The 23,186-nt window shown below is 72.4% G+C and carries 27 protein-coding genes; 11 read left to right on the top strand and 16 right to left on the bottom strand.

All coding sequences use genetic code 11. The features are described 5' to 3' along the window. A partial coding sequence (locus E1281_RS19460; protein WP_131880183.1) for a beta-propeller domain-containing protein occupies window positions 1-1,332 on the top strand: 1,332 nt, incomplete at its 5' end. A 282-nt stretch (window positions 1,333-1,614) separates the two neighbouring features. On the opposite strand, the gene E1281_RS19455 is transcribed toward E1281_RS19460, so the two are convergent. The 3 genes from E1281_RS19455 to E1281_RS19445 all read right to left on the bottom strand — a co-directional run bounded on the left by E1281_RS19455 (window position 1,615) and on the right by E1281_RS19445 (window position 4,709). After that, window positions 1,615-2,736, bottom strand: coding sequence for a D-alanine--D-alanine ligase family protein (locus E1281_RS19455; protein ID WP_131880181.1), 1,122 nt, complete (start codon window positions 2,734-2,736; stop codon window positions 1,615-1,617). 75 nt (window positions 2,737-2,811) lie between these two features. Further along, a complete protein-coding gene (locus tag E1281_RS19450; RefSeq protein WP_131880185.1) occupies window positions 2,812-3,801 on the bottom strand; it encodes an NAD(P)H-dependent glycerol-3-phosphate dehydrogenase in 990 nt (329 codons plus the stop codon). Between the two features lie 17 nt (window positions 3,802-3,818). Further along, entirely contained in the window at window positions 3,819-4,709 is an 891-nt protein-coding gene (locus E1281_RS19445) for a lysophospholipid acyltransferase family protein (protein ID WP_131880179.1), read from the bottom strand. A gap of 87 nt (window positions 4,710-4,796) precedes the next feature. Here E1281_RS19445 and cofC point away from each other — a divergent pair, with 87 nt between their 5' ends. Beyond that, window positions 4,797-5,447: a 2-phospho-L-lactate guanylyltransferase gene (gene cofC / locus E1281_RS19440; RefSeq protein ID WP_131880177.1), complete on the top strand. Its 651-nt coding sequence runs from the start codon at window positions 4,797-4,799 to the stop codon at window positions 5,445-5,447. 10 nt (window positions 5,448-5,457) lie between these two features. Beyond that, window positions 5,458-5,763, top strand: coding sequence for a hypothetical protein (locus E1281_RS41960; protein WP_243717121.1), 306 nt, complete (start codon window positions 5,458-5,460; stop codon window positions 5,761-5,763). On the opposite strand, the gene E1281_RS19430 is transcribed toward E1281_RS41960, so the two are convergent. The 4 genes from E1281_RS19430 to leuC form a co-directional block, all read right to left on the bottom strand. Next, window positions 5,735-6,013, bottom strand: a complete 279-nt coding sequence (locus tag E1281_RS19430; protein WP_026403810.1) for an HU family DNA-binding protein — start codon at window positions 6,011-6,013, stop codon at window positions 5,735-5,737. The genes E1281_RS41960 and E1281_RS19430 overlap by 29 nt on opposite strands. Window positions 6,014-6,171: 158 nt before the next feature. Further along, window positions 6,172-6,393: a hypothetical protein gene (locus E1281_RS19425; RefSeq protein ID WP_131880175.1), complete on the bottom strand. Its 222-nt coding sequence runs from the start codon at window positions 6,391-6,393 to the stop codon at window positions 6,172-6,174. A gap of 261 nt (window positions 6,394-6,654) precedes the next feature. Then, window positions 6,655-7,242, bottom strand: a complete 588-nt coding sequence (gene leuD, locus E1281_RS19420) for a 3-isopropylmalate dehydratase small subunit (protein ID WP_131880173.1) — start codon at window positions 7,240-7,242, stop codon at window positions 6,655-6,657. A 9-nt stretch (window positions 7,243-7,251) separates the two neighbouring features. Next, on the bottom strand, window positions 7,252-8,697 hold the full coding sequence (gene leuC / locus E1281_RS19415; RefSeq protein ID WP_131880171.1) for a 3-isopropylmalate dehydratase large subunit: 1,446 nt from the start codon (window positions 8,695-8,697) through the stop codon (window positions 7,252-7,254). A 113-nt stretch (window positions 8,698-8,810) separates the two neighbouring features. On the opposite strand from leuC, the gene E1281_RS19410 reads away from it, so the two are divergent. From E1281_RS19410 to E1281_RS19390, 5 genes are all read left to right on the top strand, one after another. Then, window positions 8,811-9,530: an IclR family transcriptional regulator gene (locus E1281_RS19410; RefSeq protein WP_131880169.1), complete on the top strand. Its 720-nt coding sequence runs from the start codon at window positions 8,811-8,813 to the stop codon at window positions 9,528-9,530. Between the two features lie 105 nt (window positions 9,531-9,635). Further along, the gene (locus E1281_RS19405; protein ID WP_131880168.1) at window positions 9,636-10,259 is read left to right on the top strand and encodes a MerR family transcriptional regulator; all 624 of its coding nucleotides are present in this window, start codon (window positions 9,636-9,638) and stop codon (window positions 10,257-10,259) included. A 34-nt stretch (window positions 10,260-10,293) separates the two neighbouring features. After that, window positions 10,294-11,118 carry an SAM-dependent chlorinase/fluorinase gene (locus E1281_RS19400; RefSeq protein ID WP_131880167.1) on the top strand — a complete coding sequence of 275 codons (825 nt, stop codon included), beginning with the start codon at window positions 10,294-10,296 and terminating at the stop codon, window positions 11,116-11,118. 165 nt (window positions 11,119-11,283) lie between these two features. Beyond that, the gene (locus E1281_RS19395) at window positions 11,284-12,153 is read left to right on the top strand and encodes an MHYT domain-containing protein (protein ID WP_131880166.1); all 870 of its coding nucleotides are present in this window, start codon (window positions 11,284-11,286) and stop codon (window positions 12,151-12,153) included. 154 nt (window positions 12,154-12,307) lie between these two features. After that, window positions 12,308-13,039 (top strand): alternative oxidase, encoded by a 732-nt coding sequence (locus E1281_RS19390; RefSeq protein WP_131880165.1) that lies wholly within the window; start codon window positions 12,308-12,310, stop codon window positions 13,037-13,039. Between the two features lie 19 nt (window positions 13,040-13,058). Here E1281_RS19390 and E1281_RS19385 read toward each other — a convergent pair whose 3' ends face one another. The 8 genes from E1281_RS19385 to E1281_RS19350 are packed head-to-tail and all read right to left on the bottom strand — an operon-like array spanning window position 13,059 to window position 20,473. Beyond that, window positions 13,059-14,438 carry an NADH-quinone oxidoreductase subunit N gene (locus E1281_RS19385; RefSeq protein ID WP_131880164.1) on the bottom strand — a complete coding sequence of 460 codons (1,380 nt, stop codon included), beginning with the start codon at window positions 14,436-14,438 and terminating at the stop codon, window positions 13,059-13,061. Beyond that, on the bottom strand, window positions 14,438-15,925 hold the full coding sequence (locus E1281_RS19380; RefSeq protein ID WP_131880163.1) for an NADH-quinone oxidoreductase subunit M: 1,488 nt from the start codon (window positions 15,923-15,925) through the stop codon (window positions 14,438-14,440). The genes E1281_RS19385 and E1281_RS19380 overlap by 1 nt, the downstream gene beginning before the upstream one ends. Window positions 15,926-15,928: 3 nt before the next feature. Continuing rightward, complete coding sequence (locus E1281_RS19375; RefSeq protein ID WP_131880162.1) at window positions 15,929-17,575, bottom strand: proton-conducting transporter membrane subunit; 1,647 nt, start codon at window positions 17,573-17,575, stop codon at window positions 15,929-15,931. After that, on the bottom strand, window positions 17,572-17,877 hold the full coding sequence (gene nuoK / locus E1281_RS19370; RefSeq protein WP_131880161.1) for an NADH-quinone oxidoreductase subunit NuoK: 306 nt from the start codon (window positions 17,875-17,877) through the stop codon (window positions 17,572-17,574). Before nuoK ends, E1281_RS19375 begins: the two co-directional genes overlap by 4 nt. Then, entirely contained in the window at window positions 17,867-18,373 is a 507-nt protein-coding gene (locus E1281_RS19365) for an NADH-quinone oxidoreductase subunit J (protein WP_131880160.1), read from the bottom strand. Before E1281_RS19365 ends, nuoK begins: the two co-directional genes overlap by 11 nt. A 12-nt stretch (window positions 18,374-18,385) precedes the next feature. Further along, entirely contained in the window at window positions 18,386-19,252 is an 867-nt protein-coding gene (locus tag E1281_RS19360; protein ID WP_131880159.1) for an NADH-quinone oxidoreductase subunit H, read from the bottom strand. Beyond that, complete coding sequence (locus tag E1281_RS19355; protein WP_131880157.1) at window positions 19,245-20,138, bottom strand: hypothetical protein; 894 nt, start codon at window positions 20,136-20,138, stop codon at window positions 19,245-19,247. The genes E1281_RS19360 and E1281_RS19355 overlap by 8 nt, the downstream gene beginning before the upstream one ends. Next, entirely contained in the window at window positions 20,129-20,473 is a 345-nt protein-coding gene (locus E1281_RS19350) for an NADH-quinone oxidoreductase subunit A (protein ID WP_131880155.1), read from the bottom strand. The genes E1281_RS19355 and E1281_RS19350 overlap by 10 nt, the downstream gene beginning before the upstream one ends. A gap of 107 nt (window positions 20,474-20,580) precedes the next feature. Between E1281_RS19350 and E1281_RS40345 the strand changes: the two genes are divergently transcribed. After that, entirely contained in the window at window positions 20,581-20,751 is a 171-nt protein-coding gene (locus E1281_RS40345; protein WP_165959006.1) for a hypothetical protein, read from the top strand. Between the two features lie 31 nt (window positions 20,752-20,782). Here E1281_RS40345 and E1281_RS19345 read toward each other — a convergent pair whose 3' ends face one another. Next, window positions 20,783-21,241 carry a helix-turn-helix transcriptional regulator gene (locus tag E1281_RS19345; RefSeq protein WP_131880153.1) on the bottom strand — a complete coding sequence of 153 codons (459 nt, stop codon included), beginning with the start codon at window positions 21,239-21,241 and terminating at the stop codon, window positions 20,783-20,785. Window positions 21,242-21,454: 213 nt separating this feature from the next. Between E1281_RS19345 and E1281_RS19340 the strand changes: the two genes are divergently transcribed. Both E1281_RS19340 and E1281_RS19335 read left to right on the top strand, forming a co-directional pair. Beyond that, window positions 21,455-22,015, top strand: a complete 561-nt coding sequence (locus E1281_RS19340) for a helix-turn-helix domain-containing protein (RefSeq protein WP_131880151.1) — start codon at window positions 21,455-21,457, stop codon at window positions 22,013-22,015. 115 nt (window positions 22,016-22,130) lie between these two features. Further along, window positions 22,131-23,186, top strand: a 1,056-nt coding sequence (locus tag E1281_RS19335; RefSeq protein WP_165959005.1) for an MMPL family transporter, incomplete at its 3' end; no start/stop codon positions are given.

The raw sequence follows: 23,186 nt of genomic DNA, 5'->3' as shown, positions 1-23,186 counted from the left end.
GTCCAGGACTCCCCCAGTCCGCAGACACCGAGACCGACCACGCGCCTGACCCTCATCGACATCTCCGGCGCGCCGAAGGTCGCCGGCACCATGACGACCCACGCCGACTACCTGGACGCGCGGCAGAGCGGCTCGACGGTGCGCGTCGTGATGCAGTCCCGGCCCGACATCCACTTCCCGGGCGGCAACGACGCCGAGCAGGCCGCCGAGGCGAACAGGAGGGCCGTGGTGACGGCCCCGCTCGACGCCTGGCTCCCCGCCTTCCAGGTCGAGGCCGGGAACGGCACCCCGGCCAGGACGTACCAGGTCCCCTGCGACCAGGTCAGCCGGCCGTCCTCGTCCGCCGGGTCGTCCATGCTGAGCGTGCTGACGTTCGACCTGTCCCAGGGGCTCGGCGATCCGCGGGCGATCGGCGTCGCCGCCGACGGCTCGACCGTCTACGGCAACGGCACGAGCCTGTACGTCACCGGCACTCCCCCGAAGCCGTCCATGTGGACACCGCGCAAGAAGCGCCCTGAGGTGCGCACCGACGTCCACAAGTTCGACGTCAGCGGCCAGGGACGTCCCCGCTATGTGGCGTCGGGTTCGGTCAAGGGAGACCTGCTCAACCAGTACTCCATGTCGGAGCACGATGGGAAGCTGCGCCTGGCCACGACCACCGGCCAGTTCTCCCGTGGGGAGAAGCCGTCCCAGAGCTCGGTTCACGTCCTCGCCCAGGACGGCGGGCGCCTCGCCGAGATCGGATGGATCGACGGTCTCGGCAAGGGCGAGCGGATCTACTCCGTCCGGTTCATCGGCACGACCGGCTACGTCGTGACGTTCCGGCAGGTCGACCCGCTGTACGTGCTCGACCTGGAGGATCCGCGCCGGCCCCGCCTCACCGGCGAACTCAAGATCACCGGCTATTCGGCGTACCTGCATCCCACCGGGCACGGCAGGCTCCTCGGCGTCGGCCAGGACGCCGACCGCAACGGCCGGACCAAGGGCCTCCAGGTCTCCCTCTTCGACGTCTCCGCCAAGCAGCCCCGCAGAATCGACGACCACACCCTCCCCGAAGCGACAGCACAGGCGGAGTTCGACCCGCACGCCTTCCTGTACTGGCCCGACACCGGCCTCACCGTCCTCCCCGTGGCCCCCAACGGCGAGGCCCTGGCCCTCAAGGTCACCGACGCGTCCATCACCGAGATCGGAACAGTCCGCCACCCGGGCGACGGCACCGGCATCCGCCGCTCCCTGATCATCGCCGACACCCTGTGGACGTTCTCCGACAAGGGCGCCCGAGCCACCAACGCCGCCACGCTAAAGAACACAGCCTGGCTGCCGTACGACTAGAACACGTCCCGCAACGACCCCGACACCGCACGCGAGCGCGCTAACTGACCGGTGAGGCGACGCCGGAGGCGAGCCTCACCGGGAAGATCGCCGGTGATGGCCGAGCGAAGCTCGTCGTTTGGATGGTGGTGGGTGGGGGCTGGAGGACGGTTCGCGCTCGCACCAGGAACGGTCCTCGCACCAGGAACGGTCACGGAGCGAGCCGCAAGGCGAGCGCAGTGGGCCGTTACTGCAATAAGCACGCGAGCCGCAAGGCGAGCGCAGTGGGCCGGGCCTGCAAAACTAGCGCAGTCCTGTGGAGCGGGTCGCCGCCGTCCGGATGAGGCGGTCGACCAGTGCGGAGTAGTCGAGGCCGGTCGCCGCCCACATCTGGGGGAAGGCCGACGCCGGGGTGAAGCCCGGCATGGTGTTGATCTCGTTGAGGACCCAGCGGCCGTCCGCGGTGTGGAAGAAGTCGACGCGGGCGAGGCCCTCGCAGTCGAGCGCGTCGAACGCCTGGACGGCGATGCGGCGGACCTCCTCGATCGCGGCGGCCGGCAGGTCCGGGGGGATCGCCATGCTGGTGGAGCCGTCGAGGTACTTGGTCTCGAAGTCGTAGAAGTCGTGGTCGCCCGCCATCAGCACCTCGGCGGGCAGGCTGGCCTCGGCCGGGCCGTCGTCCAGGCCCTGCAGGACGCCGCACTCGATCTCGCGGCCCTCGATCGCGGCCTCCACGATGACCTTCGGGTCGTGCTCGCGGGCCTCCTCGACCGCGGCCTCCAGGCCGGCCTCGTCGGTGACGCGGGTGATGCCCATGCTCGACCCGGCCCGCGCCGGCTTGACGAACACCGGCGTTCCGCTCGCCAGCCCCAGTTCCTTGATCTCGTCGATCTTGCGCTTGCGCTCCCGCCGCCACTCCCGGTCTCCGACCAGGACGTACGGGCCGACGGGCAGGCCGCGCGCCTGCCAGACGAGCTTCATGAACCCCTTGTCCATGCCGACCGCGCTGGCCAGCACGCCCGCTCCGACGTAGCGGACGCCCGCGAGGTCGAGGAGTCCCTGGATGGTGCCGTCCTCGCCGTAGGGGCCGTGCAGCAGCGGCAGCACCACGTCGACGTCGCCGAGCGTCTCCGGCACCTGGCCCGGCCGGACGACCATCAGGCCGCGGCTGTCGGGGTCGAACGGCAGCGCGAGGGCGTCGCCGGAGCCGGTCACCTCGGGCAGCCGGCCGTCCTCGATCGCGAGCCGCAGGTCGCCGGGCGGCAGCACCCAGCGGCCGTCGCGGGCGATGCCGACCGGCACCACCTCGTACCGGTCCCGGTCGATGGCGGCCATCACGGCCCCCGCGGTGACACAGGAGATCGCGTGCTCGGAGCTGCGTCCGCCGAAGACCACGGCCACGCGGATCCTAGAAACCTGGGACATTCGTCCGACCCTATCGGTGATCAGCCCGGGTCGGCCACGAGCGATCCGGGCACGGCGAGCCCTCCGGCGGGGCGGTCACAGCCCGTACCGCTCGGGCTTCGGGGAGCGGGAGATCAGCGAGATGGCCGCCTCCTTGATCGGCATCCCGTGGTGCAGCACGGCGGTGACCGCCTCGGTGATCGGCATCTCCACGCTGTGCTTGCGGGCCAGCTCCATCACCGCCTCCGCCGACCTGACGCCCTCGGCGGTCTGCTTGGTGACGGAGATGACCTGCTCCAGCGTCATGCCGCGGCCGAGGTTCTCGCCGAACGTCCGGTTGCGCGACAGCGGCGACATGCACGTCCCGACGAGGTCGCCCATCCCGGCGAGCCCCGCGAAGGTGTGCTCGTCGGCGCCGAGCGCCGCGCCCAGCCGGGCGATCTCGGCGAGGCCGCGGGTCATCAGCAGGGCCTGCGTGCTGGCGCCGAAGCCGAGCCCGACCGCCATGCCGACGCACAGCGCCACGATGTTCTTCACCGCGCCGCCCAGCTCGCAGCCGACGACGTCGGTGGAGGTGTAGACGCGGAAGTACGGCGTCATCGTCGCGGCCTGGAGGCGCCGCGCGGCGTCCTCGTCCGCGCAGGCCGCGACCGCCGCGCCGGGCTCGCCGCCCGCGACCTCGCGCGCCAGGTTCGGCCCGCAGAACACCGCGACGCGTTCCTCGGGGACGTTCGCGACCTCGCGGACGACCTCCGACATCCGCCGGGACGTGCCGTGCTCGACGCCCTTCATCAGGCTGACGAGGACCGCGTCCGCCGGCAGCAGCGGCAGCCAGTCGCCGAGGTTGCGCCGGAGGGTCTGGGCGGGGACGGCGAGCGCGACGAAGTCCGCGCCGGCCAGCGCCTCCGCCGGGTCCAGCGTCGCGCGGACGCCTTCGGGCAGCGGGACGCCGGGCAGGTAGTCGGGGTTCTCGTGGCGCTCGTTGACGGCCTCGACGACCTCGGGGCGGCGCCCCCACAGGACGACGTCGCCGCCCGCGTCGCTGAGCAGCTTGGCGAACGTCGTCCCCCAGGAACCGGCCCCCATCACCGCGGTGCGGAAGGTCACGAGCCGTCCGCCTTCGGCTCGCCGTTCGCGGATCGCGCGGGCTCCTGCTCGTCACGGGGGGCGTGGGGGGTCTTTCCCCCACGAGGAAACGGCCCGGTGGGCTCGAACGCCTCGCCTCCGGCCGCCGGGTACGCGCGCCGCCGCTCCTCCAGCACCCTGTGGTGGTCGTAGCGCTCTCCGGGCGGCTCCTGGCCGCGCAGCTCGCCGAGCAGGCCGGTGATCGCGGCCATGATGTCGTCGGTGGCCGCCAGCAAAGTCTCCTTGGTGAGCGGCCGCCCCTCGTAGGCCGACAGGTCGACGGGCGGGCCTGCGAGCACCTTCATGGTCTTGCGCGGGAGCGGGTGGACGCCCCTCTTCAGGCTTCCGGCGAGCCCGGTCCGCGCGCCGCGCCGGTACGGCATCAGCTCGTGCGCGCCCCAGTTCGCCACGGGGACGACCTTGGCGCCCGTCTTCAGCGCCATCCGCGCCACTCCGGTCTGCCCGGTCATGGGCCACAGTTCGGGGTCACGGGTGCAGCTGCCCTCCGGGTAGAAGACCAGGCATTCGCCGTCCAGCAGGGCCCGCTCGGCGTCCTTCAGGGCGAGGGACGCGTCGGCATGGTCGCGGTAGACGGGGATCTGGCCGGTGCCGCGCAGGACGTTCCGGATGAACCGCGCGTCGAACAGCGTCGACTTCGCCAGGAAGACGGGGTAGCGGCCCGACTCGTACACGAAGTGGGCGAGCGCGAGGGGGTCGGCTTCGGAGATGTGGTTCGCGGCGATGATGACGCCGCCCTCCGCCGGCACGCTGCCCCGTCCGCGCCAGTCCCGTTTCAGCAGCCCCGAGAGCAGCGGGCGCAGGATGACGATGGTGAGCTTCCGCCAGGCCGGCGAATACCCGTGGCTCATGCCCCGTCTCCCCTCCTTGATCCGTCCCCGAGCGAACGCAGGGTGCCCACAAGTGTCGCGGGTGCGTGCGCATAGTGTCGAGTTGCCATGTCTACCGCAGAGTTCAACCGATGGTCGCTCGTGGTGCCGGTGAAGATGCTGGCCCGGGCGAAGACCCGCATGTCCGGGGCCGCGGGCCCGCACCGCGAGTCGCTCGCGCTGGCGGTGGCGACCGACACGGTCGCCGCGGCGCTGCGCTGCGACCGGGTCCGCACCGTGATCGTTGTCACCGACGATCCCCTTCCGGCCGCCGACCTGGCGGCCCTCGGCGCCGTCGTCGTGCCCGACGTGCCGGACGCCGGGCTGAACCCGGCCCTCGTCCACGGCGCCGGTCACGGCCGTGGACTCGCCCCCGGCACCGGCGTAGGCGCGCTCTCCGCCGATCTGCCCGCTTTGCGTCCTCTTGAACTCGCGCGGGTCCTCGACGCGGCCGGCCAGGCGCCCGAGGCCTTCGTCCCGGACGCGGCCGGCGTCGGCACGACCCTGTACACGGCAGGCCCCGGCGTCCCGTTCTCCCCGGCCTTCGGCGTGGACTCCCGAGCCGCCCACCGCGCGCGGGGCGCGCGGGAACTCCTGATCCCCGGCACCGACAGCGTCCGCCGCGACGTCGACATCCCCGGCGACCTCCGGGCCGCCCTGGCCCTCGGCACCGGCCCCCGGACGAGGGAGGTGGCGGCCCGTCTCCCCGCCTTCGCCTAGGGTTCGGGGTATGCAGGGGACGGTGAAGGTGTTCGACGCTCCGACGCGCTCGGGGAGCGTGCTGCTCGACGACGGAACGGAGCTGCCCTTCGACGGGGAGGCGTTCGCGGCGGGAGGGCTGCGGCTGCTGCGGCTGGGGCAGCGGGTGAACCTCGCGATGGACGGCGACCGGATCTCGGTGGTGACGCTGTCGACCTTCCCGCTGCCCTCGCCCCCGGACCAGGGCCCCGGACACGCCGACGCCCGGGACCGTTTTGGCACGGTCCCGGGCGACGACGCGGCATTGCCTACTTCTTGCCGGCCACCAGGTTCTTGAAGTCCGCCCCCGCCTTGAACTTCGGGACGGACGTCGCGGGAACCTCGATGGTCTTGCCCGTTGCGGGGTTGCGGGCCGTACGGGCAGGCCGGTCGGCCTTCTCGAACGAACCGAACCCGGTGATCGCGACCTTGTCGCCCTTGGCGACGGCGGTCTGGATCGCCTCCAGGATGGCGTCGACGGCCTCGGCTGCGGCCTTCTTGCTGCCCAGCCGGTCAGAGATGGCGTCGACCAGCTCACGCTTGTTCATGGGTTACTCCTCTAGTTCCCCCCTTGCCCGAACGAAACTAAGGGACCCTCAGCATGGACACAATCACCTGCACGCACGAGTTGGCGTGTCGCTGGCGTTTTTGTCGCACTCGCCCCTGTCTCGCCGGGTGACCGGACCGGATCCGGCCACTGCGCACGCTAACCGACGTCGGGCGTCTCTTGGAAATCGGCGAGGAACGCCTCCAGCCTGCGGGCGGCCAGCCCGGTGTCCCGTTTCGCCAGATCGGTGATCGCCAGGAGGTGCCGGATGAGCCGCTGCCGCTCCTCGGCGGGCAGCGGCGCGACGGCCCGGTGGGCGTCACGCAGCTGCCGCGCGAGCAGCGTCAACGCGGGATCGTCCCAGTGCGGCTGTGTTTGCATGCAGTGATCTCCTCCTTCGGGCCTGGAGGCCCTCCATCGTCGATGACTGCGGTGCGATCGCTGCATCGCTCCGACTCGCCCTGGGGGCTCGCTGCGCGATCAGGTTTCTCGCAGGCTCGAAACCTGCCTTCGGACGCGATCGCGACGATTGAGGTTGTCGCGTGGTGCGGCGGTGGTTGATGTCGCTGCTTTGTGGGCATGCTAGTCGGGGCCCACTGGCGCTTGAGCCAGTGGGCCCCGTGACCAGGGTCGCCTGCTGCGCTACATCGTGACGGGGAACCAGGGACGGCGGGTGGATTCGAAATCGTTGATGGCTTCGGCGTGGCGGAGGGTGAGGCCGATGTCGTCGAGGCCCTCCATGAGGCGCCAGCGGGTGTAGTCGTCGATCTCGAAGGGGGCGGTCAGGCCGTCCCAGCGGACCTCGCGGTTCCCCAGGTCGACGGTGATCTCGACGGCCGGGTCCTTCTCGATCCGGCTCTGGAGGTCCTCGACCTGGTCGGCGGTGAGGATGACGGGCAGCAGCCCCATCTTGGTGGAGTTGTTGCGGAAGATGTCGCCGAAGCGCGGCGCGATGACGACGCGGAAGCCGTACTGCTGGAGGGCCCAGACGGCGTGCTCGCGGGACGAGCCGGTGCCGAAGTCGGGGCCGGCGACCAGGATGCCCGCGCCGTCGTACTGCGGCTGGTTCAGGACGAAGCCGGGGTCCTCGCGCCAGCCGGAGAACAGGCCCTCGTCGAATCCGGTGCGGCTGACCTGCTTCAGCCAGACGGCCGGGATGATCTGGTCGGTGTCGACGTTGCTGCGGCGCAGCGGGACCGCGCGCCCGGTGTAGGTGGTGAACGCTTCCATCGTGGCTCCTCAGAGGTCGGCGGGGGCGGTCAGACGGCCGGTGACGGCGGTGGCGGCGGCGACGGCGGGCGACACCAGGTGGGTGCGGCCGCCGGGCCCCTGCCGGCCCTCGAAGTTGCGGTTGGACGTGGAGGCGCTGCGCTCGCCGGGCGTGAGCTTGTCGGGGTTCATCGCCAGGCACATCGAGCAGCCGGCCTCGCGCCACTCGGCGCCGGACGCGGAGATGACGCCGTCGAGGCCCTCCTCCTCGGCCTGCTTCTTGACGCTCATGGAGCCGGGGACGACCAGCATCCGGACGCCGTCGGCGACCTTGCGGCCCTTCAGGACGCCCGCGACCGCGCGGAGATCCTCGATGCGGCCGTTGGTGCACGAGCCGACGAAGACGGTGTCCACCTCGATGTCGCGCAGCGGCGTCCCGGCGGTCAGCCCCATGTACTCCAGGGCGCGCTCGGCCGACTGGCGCTTGACGGGGTCGTCGTAGGCCGCGGGGTCGGGCACGGAGTCGCCGAGCGGGAGGCCCTGCCCGGGGTTGGTGCCCCAGGTGACGAACGGGGTCAGCTCGGCCGCGTCGATCACGACCTCCTTGTCGAAGACCGCGTCGTCGTCGGTGCGCAGCGACGTCCAGTACTCGACGGCCTCGGCCCAGTCGTCGCTGCCTTCATTCTGGGGGGACGACCCCCCAGGCCCCCCGGCAACTGCACTGGAGGGGGCGTGGGGGCGGCCCTTGAGGTACGCGAACGTGGTCTCGTCCGGCGCGATCATCCCGGCGCGGGCGCCGGCCTCGATGGACATGTTGCAGACCGTCATGCGGCCCTCCATCGACAGCGCCCGGACGGCCTCGCCGCGGTACTCGATGATGTGGCCCTGGCCGCCGCCGGTGCCGATCCGCGCGATGATCGCGAGGATGAGGTCCTTGGCGGTCACGCCCTCGGGCAGGGCGCCCTCGACGGTCACGGCCATCGTCTTCGGCTGGACCTGCGGGAGCGTCTGGGTGGCGAGGACGTGCTCCACCTCGCTGGTGCCGATGCCGAAGGCGAGGGCGCCGAACGCGCCGTGCGTGGAGGTGTGCGAGTCGCCGCAGACGACGGTCATGCCGGGCTGGGTCAGGCCGAGCTGCGGGCCCATGACGTGGACGATGCCCTGCCCGTCGTCGCCCATCGGGTGCAGCCTGACGCCGAAGTCGGAGCAGTTCTTGCGCAGGGTCTCGACCTGGGTGCGCGACACCGGGTCGGCGATGGGCTTCAGCAGGTCCGTCGTCGGGACGTTGTGGTCCTCGGTGGCGATCGTCAGGTCGGGGCGCCGGACGGGGCGGCCGGCCATCCGCAGGCCGTCGAAGGCCTGCGGGCTGGTCACCTCGTGGACGAGGTGCAGGTCGATGTAGAGGAGGTCCGGCTCACCTTCGGCGCGCCGTACGACATGCGCGTCGTAGACCTTTTCGGCCAGTGTTCGGCCCATCACTTCCACCTCACCTGCTGAACTGTCGTCTGCGTCCCCTGCCGGTCGCAGGCGCGCCGTGGTCCTGGTCACCTTGACTTGCATCTCAAAATCCGAGACGGCAATATCAAGACATGGACAACTCTAGCGGAGTCGGCGTACTTGACAAAGCCGTTCTCGTCCTGAACGCGCTGGAGGCGGGCCCGGCCTCGCTCGCCCAGCTCGTCCAGACGACCGGGCTGGCCCGCCCCACGGCCCACCGGCTGGCCGTCGCGCTGGAGCACCACCGTCTCGTCCACCGGGACACGCAGGGACGTTTCATCCTCGGGCCGAGGCTCGCCGAGCTCGCGGTCGCGGCGGGCGAGGACCGCCTCCTCGCGATCGCCCAGCCCGTCCTCGCCCACCTGCGCGACCTCACCGGCGAGAGCGCCTCGCTGTTCCGCCGCCAGGGCGACGTCCGGGTGTGCGTGGCCGCCGCCGAGCGCACCAGCGGGCTGCGCGACACCATCCCGGTCGGCGCCGCGCTCCCGATGACGGCGGGTTCGGCCGCGCAGATCCTGCTCGCCTGGGAGGAGCCGGACCGGCTGCACCGCGGCCTGCGCAACGCCAAGTTCGAGGCCGCCACGCTGTCGTCCGTCCGCCGGCGGGGCTGGGCGCAGAGCGTCGGTGAGCGCGAGCAGGGCGTCGGCTCGGTCTCCGCCCCGATCCGCGGCGCCGGCGGGCGGGTGATCGCCGCCGTGTCGGTGTCGGGCCCCCTGGAGCGCCTGAGCCGCGCCCCCGGCCGCCTGCACGCCGCCCCCGTCGCCGCGGCGGCCGAGAAGATCTCCGAGGGCATGCGGCGCACCGCCTCCTGACCTCCCCCAGAAACCACCGCAACCCGGACAGACATTGGATAGTGCCGGTATCTAATCGGCCCACCCGGATAGCGTTAAACGTCCGGTCAAGGGGGGGGTGCGGCGGTGCAGATCTCCGAGCTGAGCGATCGCAGCGGCCTGACGGTCCAGACGATCAAGTTCTACATCCGGGAGGGCCTCCTCCCGAAGGGCTCGGCGGTGAGCGCGACGCGGTCGGAGTACGACGTGCGCCATCTGGAGCGGCTGCGGCTGATCAGCGCGCTGCGCGAGGTCGGCGACCTGCCGGTCTCGTCGATCCAGCAGATCATCTCGGCCATCGACGACGACCGGGTCAGCCTGCACGAGCTGTTCGGCACCACCCAGTACGCGATCGGCCCGCACGTCGCGGCGCCGCACGACCCGCACTGGCGCGCCGCCCGCCAGGACGTGGACGCGCTCGTCCGGGAACTCGGCTGGAACGTGGGCGACCGCGCCCCGGCCCGCGACCTGCTCGCGCACACGTTCGTGGCGCTGCGCCGCCTCGGCTTCCCGATCACGCTCAAGGATCTGCGCCCCTACGTGAAGGCCGCGGCGGAGGTGGCCGACCACGAGATCGGCAGGGTCGCCGAGGGAACGCCGCGCGCCCGGACGGTCCATTCGCTGCTGGTCTCGACCGTCCTGTACGAACAGGTCCTCACCGCCCTGCGGCGCCTGGCCCAGGAAGACGCCTCCGCCCGCCGGTTCGGCTGAGCTCGTCGCAGGGACGCCGGGTAGGATCGCGGTCATGCGGGACAGCCGTTCGTTCGTGAGTCTGGCGACCGACTTCGGTGCCGCCTACACGGCGATCTGCGCGGGGGTCGTCTCCACGATCGCGCCGGCGGCGAACGTGCTCGTGCTGAGCGACGAGATCACCCCGTTCGCCGTCCGGGAGGGCGCGATGCTGCTCCGCCAGGCGCTCCCGTACATGCCGGCCGGCGTCCATGTGGGGATCGTCGACCCGGGTGTCGGCACGCCGCGCCTTCCCGTGGCGATCGAGACGGGACGCGGGGACGTGCTGGTCGGCCCGGACAACGGCCTCCTGGTCCCGGCGGCGGCCGGGCTGGGCGGCGTCGTCCGGGCGCACGCGCTGGAGAACCCGGCGTACCGGCTGCCCGCCGTCTCCACCTCGTTCCACGGGCGCGACATCTTCTCTCCCGCCGCCGCCCACCTCGCCACCGGACTGGACGTCGCCGACCTCGGGCCCGCGGTCGAGCCTCTGCCGCTGGACGTCCCGTCCGCGGTGGCGCGCGACGGGGAGCTGACCGTCCCGGTCCTCTACACCGACCGGTTCGGCAGCCTGGTCCTCGGCGGCGAGCCGGCGGACCTGGCCGCCGCGTTCGGCCCGCTCCCGTACGGGACTCCCCTGGACGTCGCATGGACGGATCCGGCGCCCGGCTCCGCACGGGTCACGTTCGAGGAGACCTTCGGCGGCGTCTCCCCCGGCGCGCCCCTCGTCTGGGTCGACTCGTCCGGCTGGCTCGGCCTGGCGGTGAACCAGGGGTCGGCCGCCGAGGTCCTCGGCCTCGCGGGTGTGGAGACCGTCGTTCTTCGCCGCCCGAGCGCCCGATGATCACGCGGTGCCCTCCATTCGCGTACGGGCAGTGACCGGCCAGGCCGTTACTCGACGGTCCACCGAAGGTCAATCACCGGTCAACGCCCGCTGTACTGCCGTTTCCGCTGGTGAACCGAATATGATTCCGCGGTCACAGCAGGAACATTTTTACGGGGGGACCGTATGGCAGAGGTGCATCACTTTTCCTACGGGTTGGTCACGCCGGTGACGGCCTATGCCATGTCGTTCATCGGCTCGCTGCTCGGCCTGCTGTGCACGGCCCGGGCGCGGGCGACCCGCGGTCTCTCACGCGCCTCCTGGCTGGGTCTCGCGGCGCTGGCCATCGGCGGCACCGGGATCTGGGTGATGCACTTCATCGCCATGCTCGGCTTCACCATCGAGGACCACGAGATCCGCTACGACGTGCCGCTCACCCTGCTGAGCTGCGCCACCTCCATCGCGGTCGTCGCGATCGGGCTGTTCATCGTCGGCTTCGCCGGCGCCCGCGTCCCCGTGATCGTCATCGGCGGCGTCATCATGGGCGCCGGGGTGGCGAGCATGCACTACACCGGTATGTCCGCCATGAACATGGCCGGGCACATCGGCTACCAGCCGGTCCTGGTCGGGCTGTCGGTGCTGATCGCCCTGGCGGCGGCCACCACGGCGCTCTGGTTCAGCATCCGCGTCAAGGGCATGTGGGCGACCGCCGGCGCCGCCGCGATCATGGGTGTCGCGGTGACCGGCATGCACTACACCGGCATGGCGGCCATGGAGATCACCATGCACGAGGGCATGGCGGACCCCACCGGCGCCCGCGCCGTCGACTTCCTGCTGCCGCTCATGGGCGGTGTGGGCGGCGTGTCGATCATCCTGCTGGTCATCATCGCGATGGCGCCGAGCGAGGAGGAGATCCGGGTCGAGGCCCGGCTCCAGGAGCGCATCCGCGTACGGCAGGAGGCGGACGCGCAGCGCACGCCGGCCGAGCCCGCCGCGCCCGCGCCGCCGCCGAACCGGTCCGCCGGCGAGTGGTTCGACAGCGGGCCGGGCCGCTGACGTCCCCCGTCAGGCGGGCCCCCTAGACGGGTTCAGGGTCGTCCCCTACGCCCGTTGCGGTATCCGGAGCGTGCGGACGGCGTCCAGGGCCGTAGGCCGGGTGCATCTCAGCGGCCGATGCCGGAACGCATGCCGTACACGCAGCATCAACGGCATGACGAACACGACGCAGACCCTCATCCGCCCCGACGCCCACGCCCCCGTCCACGCCGGCCCGCCGAAGCTCTCCCCGACGGAGCTGCGCGCCGCCCAGATCGAGACCCTCGAAACCCCGCGGCTGAAGTACGGGCTGCTGGCCCGGATGCTGTTCAAGCAGATGGACCTGGTCTACGGCCGCGACCGCACGCTCGTGAAGTTCACGATGCTGGAGTTCATCGCCCGCGTCCCCTACCAGGCGTGGGAGCGGATGGGCTACGTCTCGCTGTCGCGGCAGCGCCGCCGTTCCGCGATCGCCAAGCGCGTCTACGAGCGGATCGTCGAGACCCGCGAGGAGCAGGACAACGAGCAGTGGCACCTGCTCATCCTCCAGGACATCGTCCAGCGGGACGGGATGAGGCAGTCGTTCCTCCTGCACCGACTGGCACCGTGGCTCGTGGCGTTCTTCTACTACCACGTCTCGTGGCTGCTGTTCCTGGTGCGGCCCGAGATGAGCTACCGGCTCAACGCCGACTTCGAGGACCACGCCGAGCACGAGTACATGGCGTACGTCGCCGAGCACCCCGAGCTGGACCACGTGCCGGCGCCCGCGACGTACGCGGCCGAGTACGGCGAGTACGGCTCGGTCGCCGACCTGCTCCGCCAGATCGGGCACGACGAGCGCGTCCACAAGCTCGACAGCCTGGTCAACATGCGGGCGCCCCGCTTCCAGGAGCCCCGCCAAGGCTGATCCGGCCCGACCCGGCCGCTCAGGGCGCCGCGAGCGCGATGCCGCTTCCGGCGCCCAGGGCGACGGAGAGGGCGGCGGCCGCGACGGCGACGGCGGACGCGCCGCGTCCGAGGAGGAGCGGGCCGTCCGGCCGCCCCAACAGCGGGACGATCCACCGCAGGTAGTAGAAGACGCTCGCGACGCTGTTGACGGCGGCGACCACGGCGAGCCAGAGGTAGCCGCCGTCGAGGGCCGCGCCGAACATCAGAACCTTCCCGACGAACACGGCGGTCGGCGGCGTCCCGACGAAGCCGAGCAGGCAGACGACGAGCGCGAGGCCGACGAGCGGTGAGCCGCGCAGGAGGCCCGTGTAGCCGGCCAGGTCGTCGCGCCGGGCGGCGAGGACGACGGCGAACGCGCCCACGTTCGTCACCGCGTAGGCGGCGACGTAGAACAGCAGCGCGGGCCGCGCCAGGTCGGTCCGTCCCGCCATGGCGACCGGGACCAGCAGGTAGCCGGCCTGGCTGACGGTCGAGTAGGCGAGCAGCCGCCGGACGTTGTCCTGCCCGAACGCGGCGAGGTTGCCGAGCGTCATCGTGGCCGCGGCGATCACGGCGACGAGGGCGGGCCATCCGGCGGCGTCCGGGGGGAGCGCGTCGGCGCCGATCCGGTAGAGGGCGGCGAAGGCGCCGATCTTGGGGACGGTGGTGACGAACGCCGCCACGGCCGGCGGGGCGCCCTCGGCCACGTCCGGGACCCAGAAGTGCCCGGGGAGGGCGCCCGCCTTGAACAGCAGCCCGGCCAGCAGCGCCACCACGCCCGCCGCGACCGCCGCCTGCGGCGCGTCCGCCAGCCCGGCACGGAGGGTCCCGTACGCCGTGCCGCGGCCGACCCCGGACAGGACCGTGACGCCGCCGAGCATCAGGACGCCGAGCAGCGCGCCCATCAGGTAGTACTTCAGCGCGGCCTCGGTGCCGGGCGCGTCCTTGCCGAACCCGGCGAGCGCGTACGCGGGCAGGCTCGCCAGCAGGTACGCGGCGACCAGGACGAGCAGGTCGGACGACGCGCCGAGCGCGATCGCGCCGAGCGCCGAGAGCAGGACCAGCGTGTAGTGCTCGCTCTCGCGCGGATGGTCCCGCATCCGCCCGGCGGCGAGGGCGACGACGAGCAGCGCCGAGCCGAGGACGGCGATCCGGGTGACGTGCGTGACCGCGTCGACGCGGAACGCGCCGAACGCCGTCAGGTCGGGCCGGGTCGCGGCGACGCCCGCGACGGCCAGCCCGGCGACGAGCCCCGCCGCGCAGATCACCGCGACGCGCCACTGCCGCCGGCGGGGCAGGAACAGCCCGCAGACCAGGCCGAGCACGGCGGCGAGGAGGACGCACAGCTCGGGCGCGAGGTCGGCCGGGTTCTCGTTCATCACCGGCCCACCAGGGCGACGACCGCCGCGGACAGCGGCTCGATCGTGTCGAGCAGGAGGCGCGGCGCGACGCCGATGAGCAGCGACAGCGCCAGCAGCGGGACGAGCGCGGCCAGTTCGGGCCGCCGCACGTCCGTGACCCGCGGGGTCAGTTCACCGGGCGGGCCGGTCACCACCGTGTGCAGGACGCGCAGGAACAGCCCGGCCGTGATGAGGATGCCGAGGACGGCGAGCGCGCCGGCCACCGCCGTCGCCGCGGTTCCGGTCCCGATCGTCCCGGCGAAGATCTGGAACTCGGCGATGAAGCCGGACAGTCCGGGCAGCCCGAGCGACGCGAACGCCGCGACGGCGAGGAGAGCGGAGTAGACGGGGGCGACGCCGGCGACGCCGCCGAACCGTCCGATCTCGTAGCCGCCCGCACGCTCGTAGAGGACCCCGCACAGCAGGAACAGGGCCCCGGTCACCAGGCCGTGGCTGACCATCTGCGTCACCGCGCCCGTGACCGCGAGCCGCCGCGCGTCGGCGTCACCGGCCGCGTATCCGGCCGCGCCGAGCGCCAGGACGACGTAGCCCATGTGGTTCACGGACGTGTACGCGACGAGCCGCTTGAGGTTCTCCTGGGCGAGCGCGACGAGCGCCCCGTACAGGACGCCGGCCAGCCCGACGACCAGCATCACGAGGGCGTAGCGGCGCCAGGCGTCCGGCAGCATCGGCATCGCGGTCCGCACGAGGCCGTAGGTGCCCATCTTCAGCATGACCCCGGCCAGGATCGCCGACCCCGCGGCGGGCGCGTCGGTGTGCGCGGGCGGCAGCCAGGTGTGGAACGGGACGACCGGCGTCTTGATGCCGAGGCCGAGCCCGATGGCGAGGAGTGTCAGGCCGGCGAGCCCCGGCGACGACTCCAGCGGGGGCGTACGGGTCAGTTCCACCATGTCGAAGGTGTGGGGGTCCGCGCCCAGGTAGAGGCCGATGAACCCCAGCAGGAGGACGAGCGACCCGAGGAAGGTGTAGAGGAAGAACTTCAGCGCCGACGGCGCCCTGTCCCCGTGCCCCCACACGAGGATGACGAAGTACATGCCGACGATCGACAGGTCGAAGAAGACGAAGAACAGCAGCAGGTCGAGGGCCGCGAACAGTCCCAGGCACACCGTCTCCAGGAACAGGAACAGCGCGGCGAACGCCCGTGGCCGGTGGGTCTGCCGCAGCGAGTACACCGCGCACGCGGCGAACAGGACGGCGGTCAGGGCGAGGAGCGGCAGCGACAGGCCGTCCACGCCGACGTGGTAACCGGCGCGCACGGACGGGATCCACCGCACGTTCGTCTCGAACGAGACGCCGCCTCCCGTCCCGTGCGCGACCCACATGGCGATGACGAGGGCCAGTTCGGCGAGGGCGACGCCGATCCACGCCCAGGGCACCGCGCGGCGCGGGACGGCCGGCAGCGCGAGCGCGGCGGCCAGCGGCATGAAGATCACCAGTGTGAGCACGGGTCACCCCGCCAGGACGGCGACGACGACGAGTACGGCGAGGACCACGGCGGCCTGGGCGTAGTACGTGTGGAGCTGCCCGGTCTGCGGCCGGCGGGCCAGGGCCGCGAGTCCCCGTGCGGCGCGGCCGACCACGGCGACCAGGGCGTCCACGCGGAACTCGACGCGGCGTCCGGCCGGCCCGGCGGCCCACCGCCCGCCCCGCGCGACGCCTCGCACGGCGCCGTCGACGACGTGGTCGTCGAACCGCGCCAGCACACGCGCGACGGCGAGCACAGGGCGGACCACCACGGCCGACACGGCGCGCTCCAGGTACAGCCAGTCGGCCGCCCAGCCGGGCGCGGGAACCCGCCGGGCCACGGCGACCGCGCCGACCGTCACCAGCGCCAGACCCGCGGAGAGGGCGGCCTCCCACACGTCGGGCGTGGCCTCGTCCGGCACGCCGAGCATCCGCCGCCACCGTTCGGCCACCGGGGGGAGGCCGAGCACGCCCAGCACGGCGGCCGCGAGGGCCAGGACGGGCAGCGGCAGCCGCACCAGGACCGGGACGCGCAACGCGGAACCGCCCGCAGGACGGCGGAACAGCATGACCAGCGCCTTGGCGGCGTAGGCCGATGACAGCACCGACGCCGCGAAACCGGTCGCGAGCAGTGCGGCCGAGCTTTCACCGGCCGCGGCCAGGACCTCGTCCTTCGTGACCCACAGCGACAACGGCGGGACACCGGCCAGCGCGAGCGCGCCCACACCGAAGGCGGCGCCGACCAGGCGGTTCCGGCGCGCCGCCCCGCGCAGCTCGTCCAGCCGCCGGGTTCCGAGGGCGGTCAGCCATACCCCAGCGCAGAGGAACAGCAGGCTCTTCACGGCGGCGTGCGCGACCCAATGGGCCGTCCCTGCCGCGATCGCCCCGGTTCCCGCCGCCAGCACCATGAAGCCGATCTGCGCGGACGTGGACGCGGCGAGCAGCTGCTTGAGGTCGCGCTGCGCGAGCGCGACGGCACCCAGCACCAGCGCGGTCAGCGCGCCCGCCCAGCAGACGAGCGTCGCGGCCCATCCGGTCGCGGCCAGCAGCGGATGGAGACGCAGCAGTAGATAGGCGCCGGCGGCGACCATCGTCGCCGAGTGCAGCAAGGCCGACACCGGGCTCGGTCCCGCCATGGCCCGCGACAGCCAGGACGAGAAGGGGAGCTGGGCCGATTTGCCGAGCGCGGAGACCACGATCCCCGCGGCGATCAGGTCACGCCACGGCGCCTCCGCCTGCGCCAGCGCGCCGAACTCCAGAGAGTGCGCTCCGGCGACCGCGAAGCCCGCCGCCGCGTAGAGGCCCATGTCCGCGGCCCGGGTGGTGAGGAACGCGACGTCCGCCGACCGCACCCGTTCCGCGTCCGGCCACACGTAGCCGATGAGCGCGTACGACATCGCGCCCATGACCTCCCAGCCCATGAGGAGCAGGAGCAGGTCCGTCGCGGTGACCGTGACCAGCATCGCCGCCGCGAACAGCAGCATCAGGACGTGGAAGCGCACGCCGTATCCCTGGCCCGCCGCGTAGACCAGCACCGCGACCAGGACGACGGCCACGGTCACGGCGAGGACGGCGGACAGCCCGTCCATCGCCGGCCCGCCCGGCCAGCCCGGCAGCAGCGCGATCCTCATCCCTTCAGATCACCCGCGTCATCGGTGAGGTCCACGTCGCGCGCCCGGAAGAGCGCGGTGACGACCGCGAACCCCATCGCCATTTCGAGGGCCATCACGGTGATGGCCACCAGCACGAGGACCTGCCCGTCGGCCGACCCCGGCGACACCCGGTACCAGAACCCGGCCGCGGCGACGATGATCCCGTTGATCATGAGTTCGAGGCCCATCATCAGCATCACGATCGACTGCTGCGACAGCGCGCCGAACATCCCGACGCAGAACAGCGCCGCGGCCAGGAGCAGGAACGCCTCAAGCGTCATCGCCGTACCGCCCCCGGTGCGTGGCCAGCACCACGGTCGCGATCATGGTGGTCGTGATGGCGATGCCGATCACCATCATGACCAGCATCTTCGGGCCCATGATCGACTCACCGAGCGCGAACGCCGGGTCGGCGGGCGGGCCTCCCGTCCGCTCCGGCCACGGGATCGCGAGGATCCCGGCGGCCAGCACCGCGAACGCCGCCCCGGATATGGCCAGCGCGCCGCGCTTGTTGTGCAGCATGCTCATCGGCATCAGCCCGGCCGGGTTCATCATGTACATGACCATGAAGACGGCCATCACCAGCATTTCCATGATCATCATCAGGATCACCAGGACGCCGAGGTAGTCCAGCCCGGCCAGCAGCAGCTCCGCCCCGACGCACAGGAACGAGGCGAGCAGCGCGAATGTGGCCCGCGCCATCGAGTCGACGACGAACACCGCGATGCCCGACCCCACGGCGGCGACGGCGAGCACCCAGAACGCGACGTCCTCCACGGTTCCACCTCCTCACACGACGACGAGCCCGACGACGAGCATCTGCAGCAGCGTGGCCGGGATCAGCACCGTCCACGCCGCCGTCATGAACCGGTCCATGCGCAGCACGGGCAGCCGGTGCCGGGTCCACACCAGCAGGGCGAGCACCGCGGAGGTCTTCACCAGCGACCATGCCCACCCCGGCAGCAGCGGCCCCGACCCGCCGCCCAGGAACAGCGGGACGGCCACGGCCGCCGACACCGTGAGCAGCCCGTACCGTCCCGCCAGGAACACGAGCCGGTCGGGCCCCGGCAGCTCCAGCGCCGCTCCCCCGGCCAGATCCCCGCCCACGGGATGCCCGAACGGCCCCCAGAACGCCATCGCGAGCGCGGATACCAGGTAGGCGGCGAACGCGACCGGCATCCAGACCGCGAACCACAGCCCGTCCTGCGCCTCGCCGATCACCCGCAGGTCCAGGGAGTGCGCGGCCAGGCCGGCGGTGATGAGCGCGAACATGTGCGGCAGCTCGTACGCGAGTCCCTGCGCGAGGAACCGGTACCCGCCGACCAGCGCGAACGCGGAGTTGACGCCCCAGCCTGCCAGCCACACCGACGCCCAGGCCACGACCTCCATCGCGTTGAACCAGACGACACCGACCGGCGAGTCCACCGCCGCCTTTTCGCCGACCGGCACGACCAGGGCCGCGAGCGCCGCCGCGACCGGCAGCGAGATCACTCCGATCCTGGCCAGCGGCATGTCGGCACGAACCGTGACGCGCCGCTGCATGGTCAGCAGCCGCGCCGCCTCCCGGAACGGCTCCGCGGGACGGCGGCCGGCGAACGCGGCGTTCAGCGAGGCCGCCGCCACCGCCAGCGCACCGAGGACGAGAACCTCAGCCATCGGGGGCCGTCCCGAGGTCGGGATCGAGGCTCGCCACGATCAGCCGCGCCTCGGCGAGCCCGGCGCCTTCGAGCAGCGGCGGCAGCACCTCCAGCAGCTCGCCCCACGGGCGGCGCGGACGGCTCCCGCCCCCTTCGAGGGCGGTTCCGATCTCCCGCAGCCACTCGTCCAGCCGGTCCTTGACGTCGATGCCGATGTCCGGGCGGCCGGTCAGGGTGCCGACGCCGCGCGTCATCCATCCCAGGGTCCGTGAGCGTCCGACCATCCGGGCGAACGGGAGGAAGCGCGTCGCGAGCGCGCCGTCCGGGATCCCGCCGAGCGCCTTGTCCCTCAGGACGGCCGCCTCCTCGCCCGCCGCGTCCCAGCCCGCCACGCGCAACAGCCGGGAGACGCTGTCGAGCCGGGACGCGGCCGGGTGCGCGTCCCAGAACGCGCCGTCCGCGGTGTCGACCGCGGCCGCGTCCGCCGCCTGGACGACGTCGCCCTGCAACGTCAGATCGATCCGCAACCCCGCGGGCCAGTGGGGCAGCACGGGCCCGAGCGGCACGTGCAGGACGTCCAGCCGCAGCCCGTCCCGGTCGTCCGCCCGGTCCGCCATGCCGGCGTCGTCCGGATCCGCGGAGCGCCGGGCGCCACCGGCGACGCCTTCCAGGGCGGCCGAGGCTCGGACGCGCGGTTCGGGCATGTCCCGCCACACGGTCTCGATGGCGTCCGCCAGCGCCGGCCCAGGGGTTCCGCAGACGACGAGCATCCCCGTCTCCGCGGGCGACAGCGCGGGACGCCACCCGCGCGACCGGACCTCCGCCTCCACGGCGACGCGGTCGCGCGTCCCGTCCGCCGCCGCGACGACGAACGGGCGCGGAGCCGCGAACGCCCTCAGGCCCACCGCAGCGCCCCCTCGCGCCACGCGTACAGGACGCCGACCAGGATCAGCGCGAGGAAGAGGAACATCTCCACGACGGCCTTCACGCCCACGGACGCGACGACGAGCGCCCACGGATACATGAACACCATCTCCATGTCGAAGGCGAGGAAGACCATCGACACCGTGTACCAGCGGACGTGGTACCGGGACAGCGCGTGCTCCGCCGGACGGGCGCCCGACAGGAACGGCCCGCTCTCGAACGTCCGGGGCGCAAGCGCGAACGAGACCGCGTAGACACCGGCGACGGTCGCCGCCACCAGCCCGATCACCGACAGGGCGACGGCGTACGGCGGCATAGCCCCTCCCGGTACCGGCGATGTGGCTGTTTGGTGTCTACCTGATCACCACCCGGGGAAACCTCGTCCGCCGAGAGGATCGCGCCACGGAATGGGACACTCGGGACGTGGCCCATCTCTCCCTCGCCGGAATGCTGCGCAGCACCGTCGCGACCTTCGTCAACCTGCTCGTGGGTGTCGCGCTGGTGGGGGTCTCCGCCGTCCTCCTCGCGACGCACGGACTCACGGGCGGACCACCGGCGGAAGGGCCGGTGCCTTCGTCCGGTGCGAGAAGATGACGACGGCACCGGACCCGTCCCACGACGCGCACTAGGCGCTTTGCCCGCCGTGCCGCCGCCGGTCGGCGGCCGCGGCGCCGAGGATCATCTCGTCCACGACCCACCGCGCCTCCGGAGACAGGTCGACGAGGGCGCGCAGCACCTCGGGCCTGATGACGCCGTGCTCCACGTCGCGGCGCAGCGCCAGGAGCGTGAGGTCGTCGCCGATGGGGCCGGACTCACTGGGGAAGCCGAAGAACCCGATCGGCACGCCGAAGAACGTGGCGAGCGCGGTGAGCGTCTTGAGCTGCGGGTTGTCCTGGCGTCCCGTGCGGAGCTTCCACACGGTGGTGGACGAGATGTCCTCCCCCGTGGCGCGGGCGATGGCGGCGGCCGTCTCCACGTTGTTGCGCGGCGGCCCCGCGTCGGCCGGCCACAGATTCCGGATCAGCCACTCGACCTTCTCGGCCAGCGTCGCCCCCGGCGACACCTCGTCCATGTGATCGCGCATCGTTCCCCTCCCGCCGACCTCAGTGACTTTAGTTGACCACAGTCGAGTCCGGTGGCCAATGACCCACGACTTCTCCGGATGTCGCGGGAGGCCGCGTCCCGGACCGCAGAGCCAGGCGCCCGCTCCTCCTCAGGTCGCAGGTCCCTCCTCCGCTGCGGTGAAGTTTGCCAAGAACCGTTGCAAAGGGTCTTTGCAACTCTTAGCGTCGCGGGCATGAAGGAACAGCCGCCGCCCCGGCCGGTCACCGATCCGCAGCAGGTGCGGCTGCTCGCGCACCCGCTCCGCCGGCGCATCGCCGAGATCATGCGGCGCGGTCCCGTCTCGTCCACGACCCTCGCCCGCGAGCTGGGGCAGAGCACCGGCTCGACGAGCTACCACCTGCGGCAGCTCGCCAGGCACGGGTTCGTGGAGGAGGCGCCGGAGCTGGCGCGCGGCCGCGAACGCTGGTGGCGGGCGATCCCCGCCGACCGGCGCTTGCCCGTGTACAGCGAGCAGTCGCCGGAGATGCGCGAGGCCGTGGAGGACATGACCCGCATGGAACTCGCGAACGAACTGGAGGCGCTCACGTGCTTCCAGGAGGAACGCGACGCGATGGGCCCGTGGGCCGACGCCCTGCTCTTCTCGTTCTCCACGATCACGCTCGCGCCGGAGCAGGTGCGCCCCTTCTTCGAGGAGTACATCGCGCTCCTCTACCGCTACAAACGCGACGACGACGAACCGCCCTCGGACGCGCGCACCTTCCACGCCAGGTTCCTGGCGTTCCCGGAGGTCTAGAGCCCGGACCGCCGAGTTGCCGCTCGGCGGCCCGGACGGGCGGAAGCCCCGCATCACCACGCCGCAAGGCGTGTTCGCACGCGACACGGAACCCCCACGGAAAGGAGAGCATCACATGCTGCTCTCAAGCAAACCATCGGCCCGCCTGCTGAAATGGGCCGTCCTCCTGGGCTGGGTCGTGATCACGATCATGGCCGTCCCGGCCGCGAGCCGCCTGCCGGACGTCGTCGAGGCCACGTCGTCCGCCGAACTCCCCCGCGGCGCGCAGTCGACCCGGGTGGAGGAGCTGACGTCCCGCTTCCCGGACGGCGAGCCGGCACCGGGCGTCGTCGCCTACGTCCGGCCGTCCGGCATCACCGGCGCGGACCGCGCGAAGGCCGAGGCCGACAGGCGCGCCGTCGCGCCCCTCGCCGCCGGGACGGTCGAGCCGCCGCAGCCGTCCCGCGACGGGAAGGCGCTCATGCTGAGCGTCCCGCTGCCGGACGACGACACCCTCGCGGACAAGGCCGGGAAACTCCGCGACACCTCCCAGGCGGGCGCACCACCCGGCCTGGAGGTCCGCCTGACCGGCCCCGCCGGCGCCGCGCTCGACGTCGGTGACGCCTTCGAGGACGTCGAGACGCCGGTCTTCGTCGTCACGGTCCTCATCGTCACGGCCGTCCTGCTGCTCACCTACCGCAGCCCGGTCCTGTGGCTGCTGCCGATCGTGAACGCGGCGATCGCCCTCCAGGTCTCGGGCGCCGTCGTCTACCTCCTGGGGAAGCACGCCGGCCTCTACGTCGCGGACGGCATGTCCACCATCCTGAACGCGCTGGTCTTCGGCATCTCGACCGACTACGCGCTGCTCCTCCTCGCCCGCTACCGCGAGGAGCTGCGCCGCCACCCCGACCGCCACCGCGCGATGGCGGTCGCCCTCCGCCGCGCCGCCGCGCCGATCATCGCGTCCGCCGCGACGGTGTCGCTCGGCCTGCTGTGCCTGCTCGCCGCCGACATGGGCTTCAACTACGCGCTCGGCCCGATCGGCGCCATCGGCGTGCTCGGCGGCCTGGTCGTCGTCATGTCATTGCTGCCCGCCCTGCTCGTCATCTTCGGACGCCGGATCTTCTGGCCGCGCATCCCCCGCCACGGCGACACCCCGCCCGCCCGCGGCGCGTGGGACCGCGTCGGGCAC

Origin of the sequence: Actinomadura sp. KC345, from assembly GCF_004348515.1 — a bacterium.
GTDB lineage: Bacteria > Actinomycetota > Actinomycetes > Streptosporangiales > Streptosporangiaceae > Spirillospora.
The sequence above is the reverse complement of the archived record's forward strand: the minus strand, read 5'-3'. Positions and strand labels throughout refer to the sequence as shown.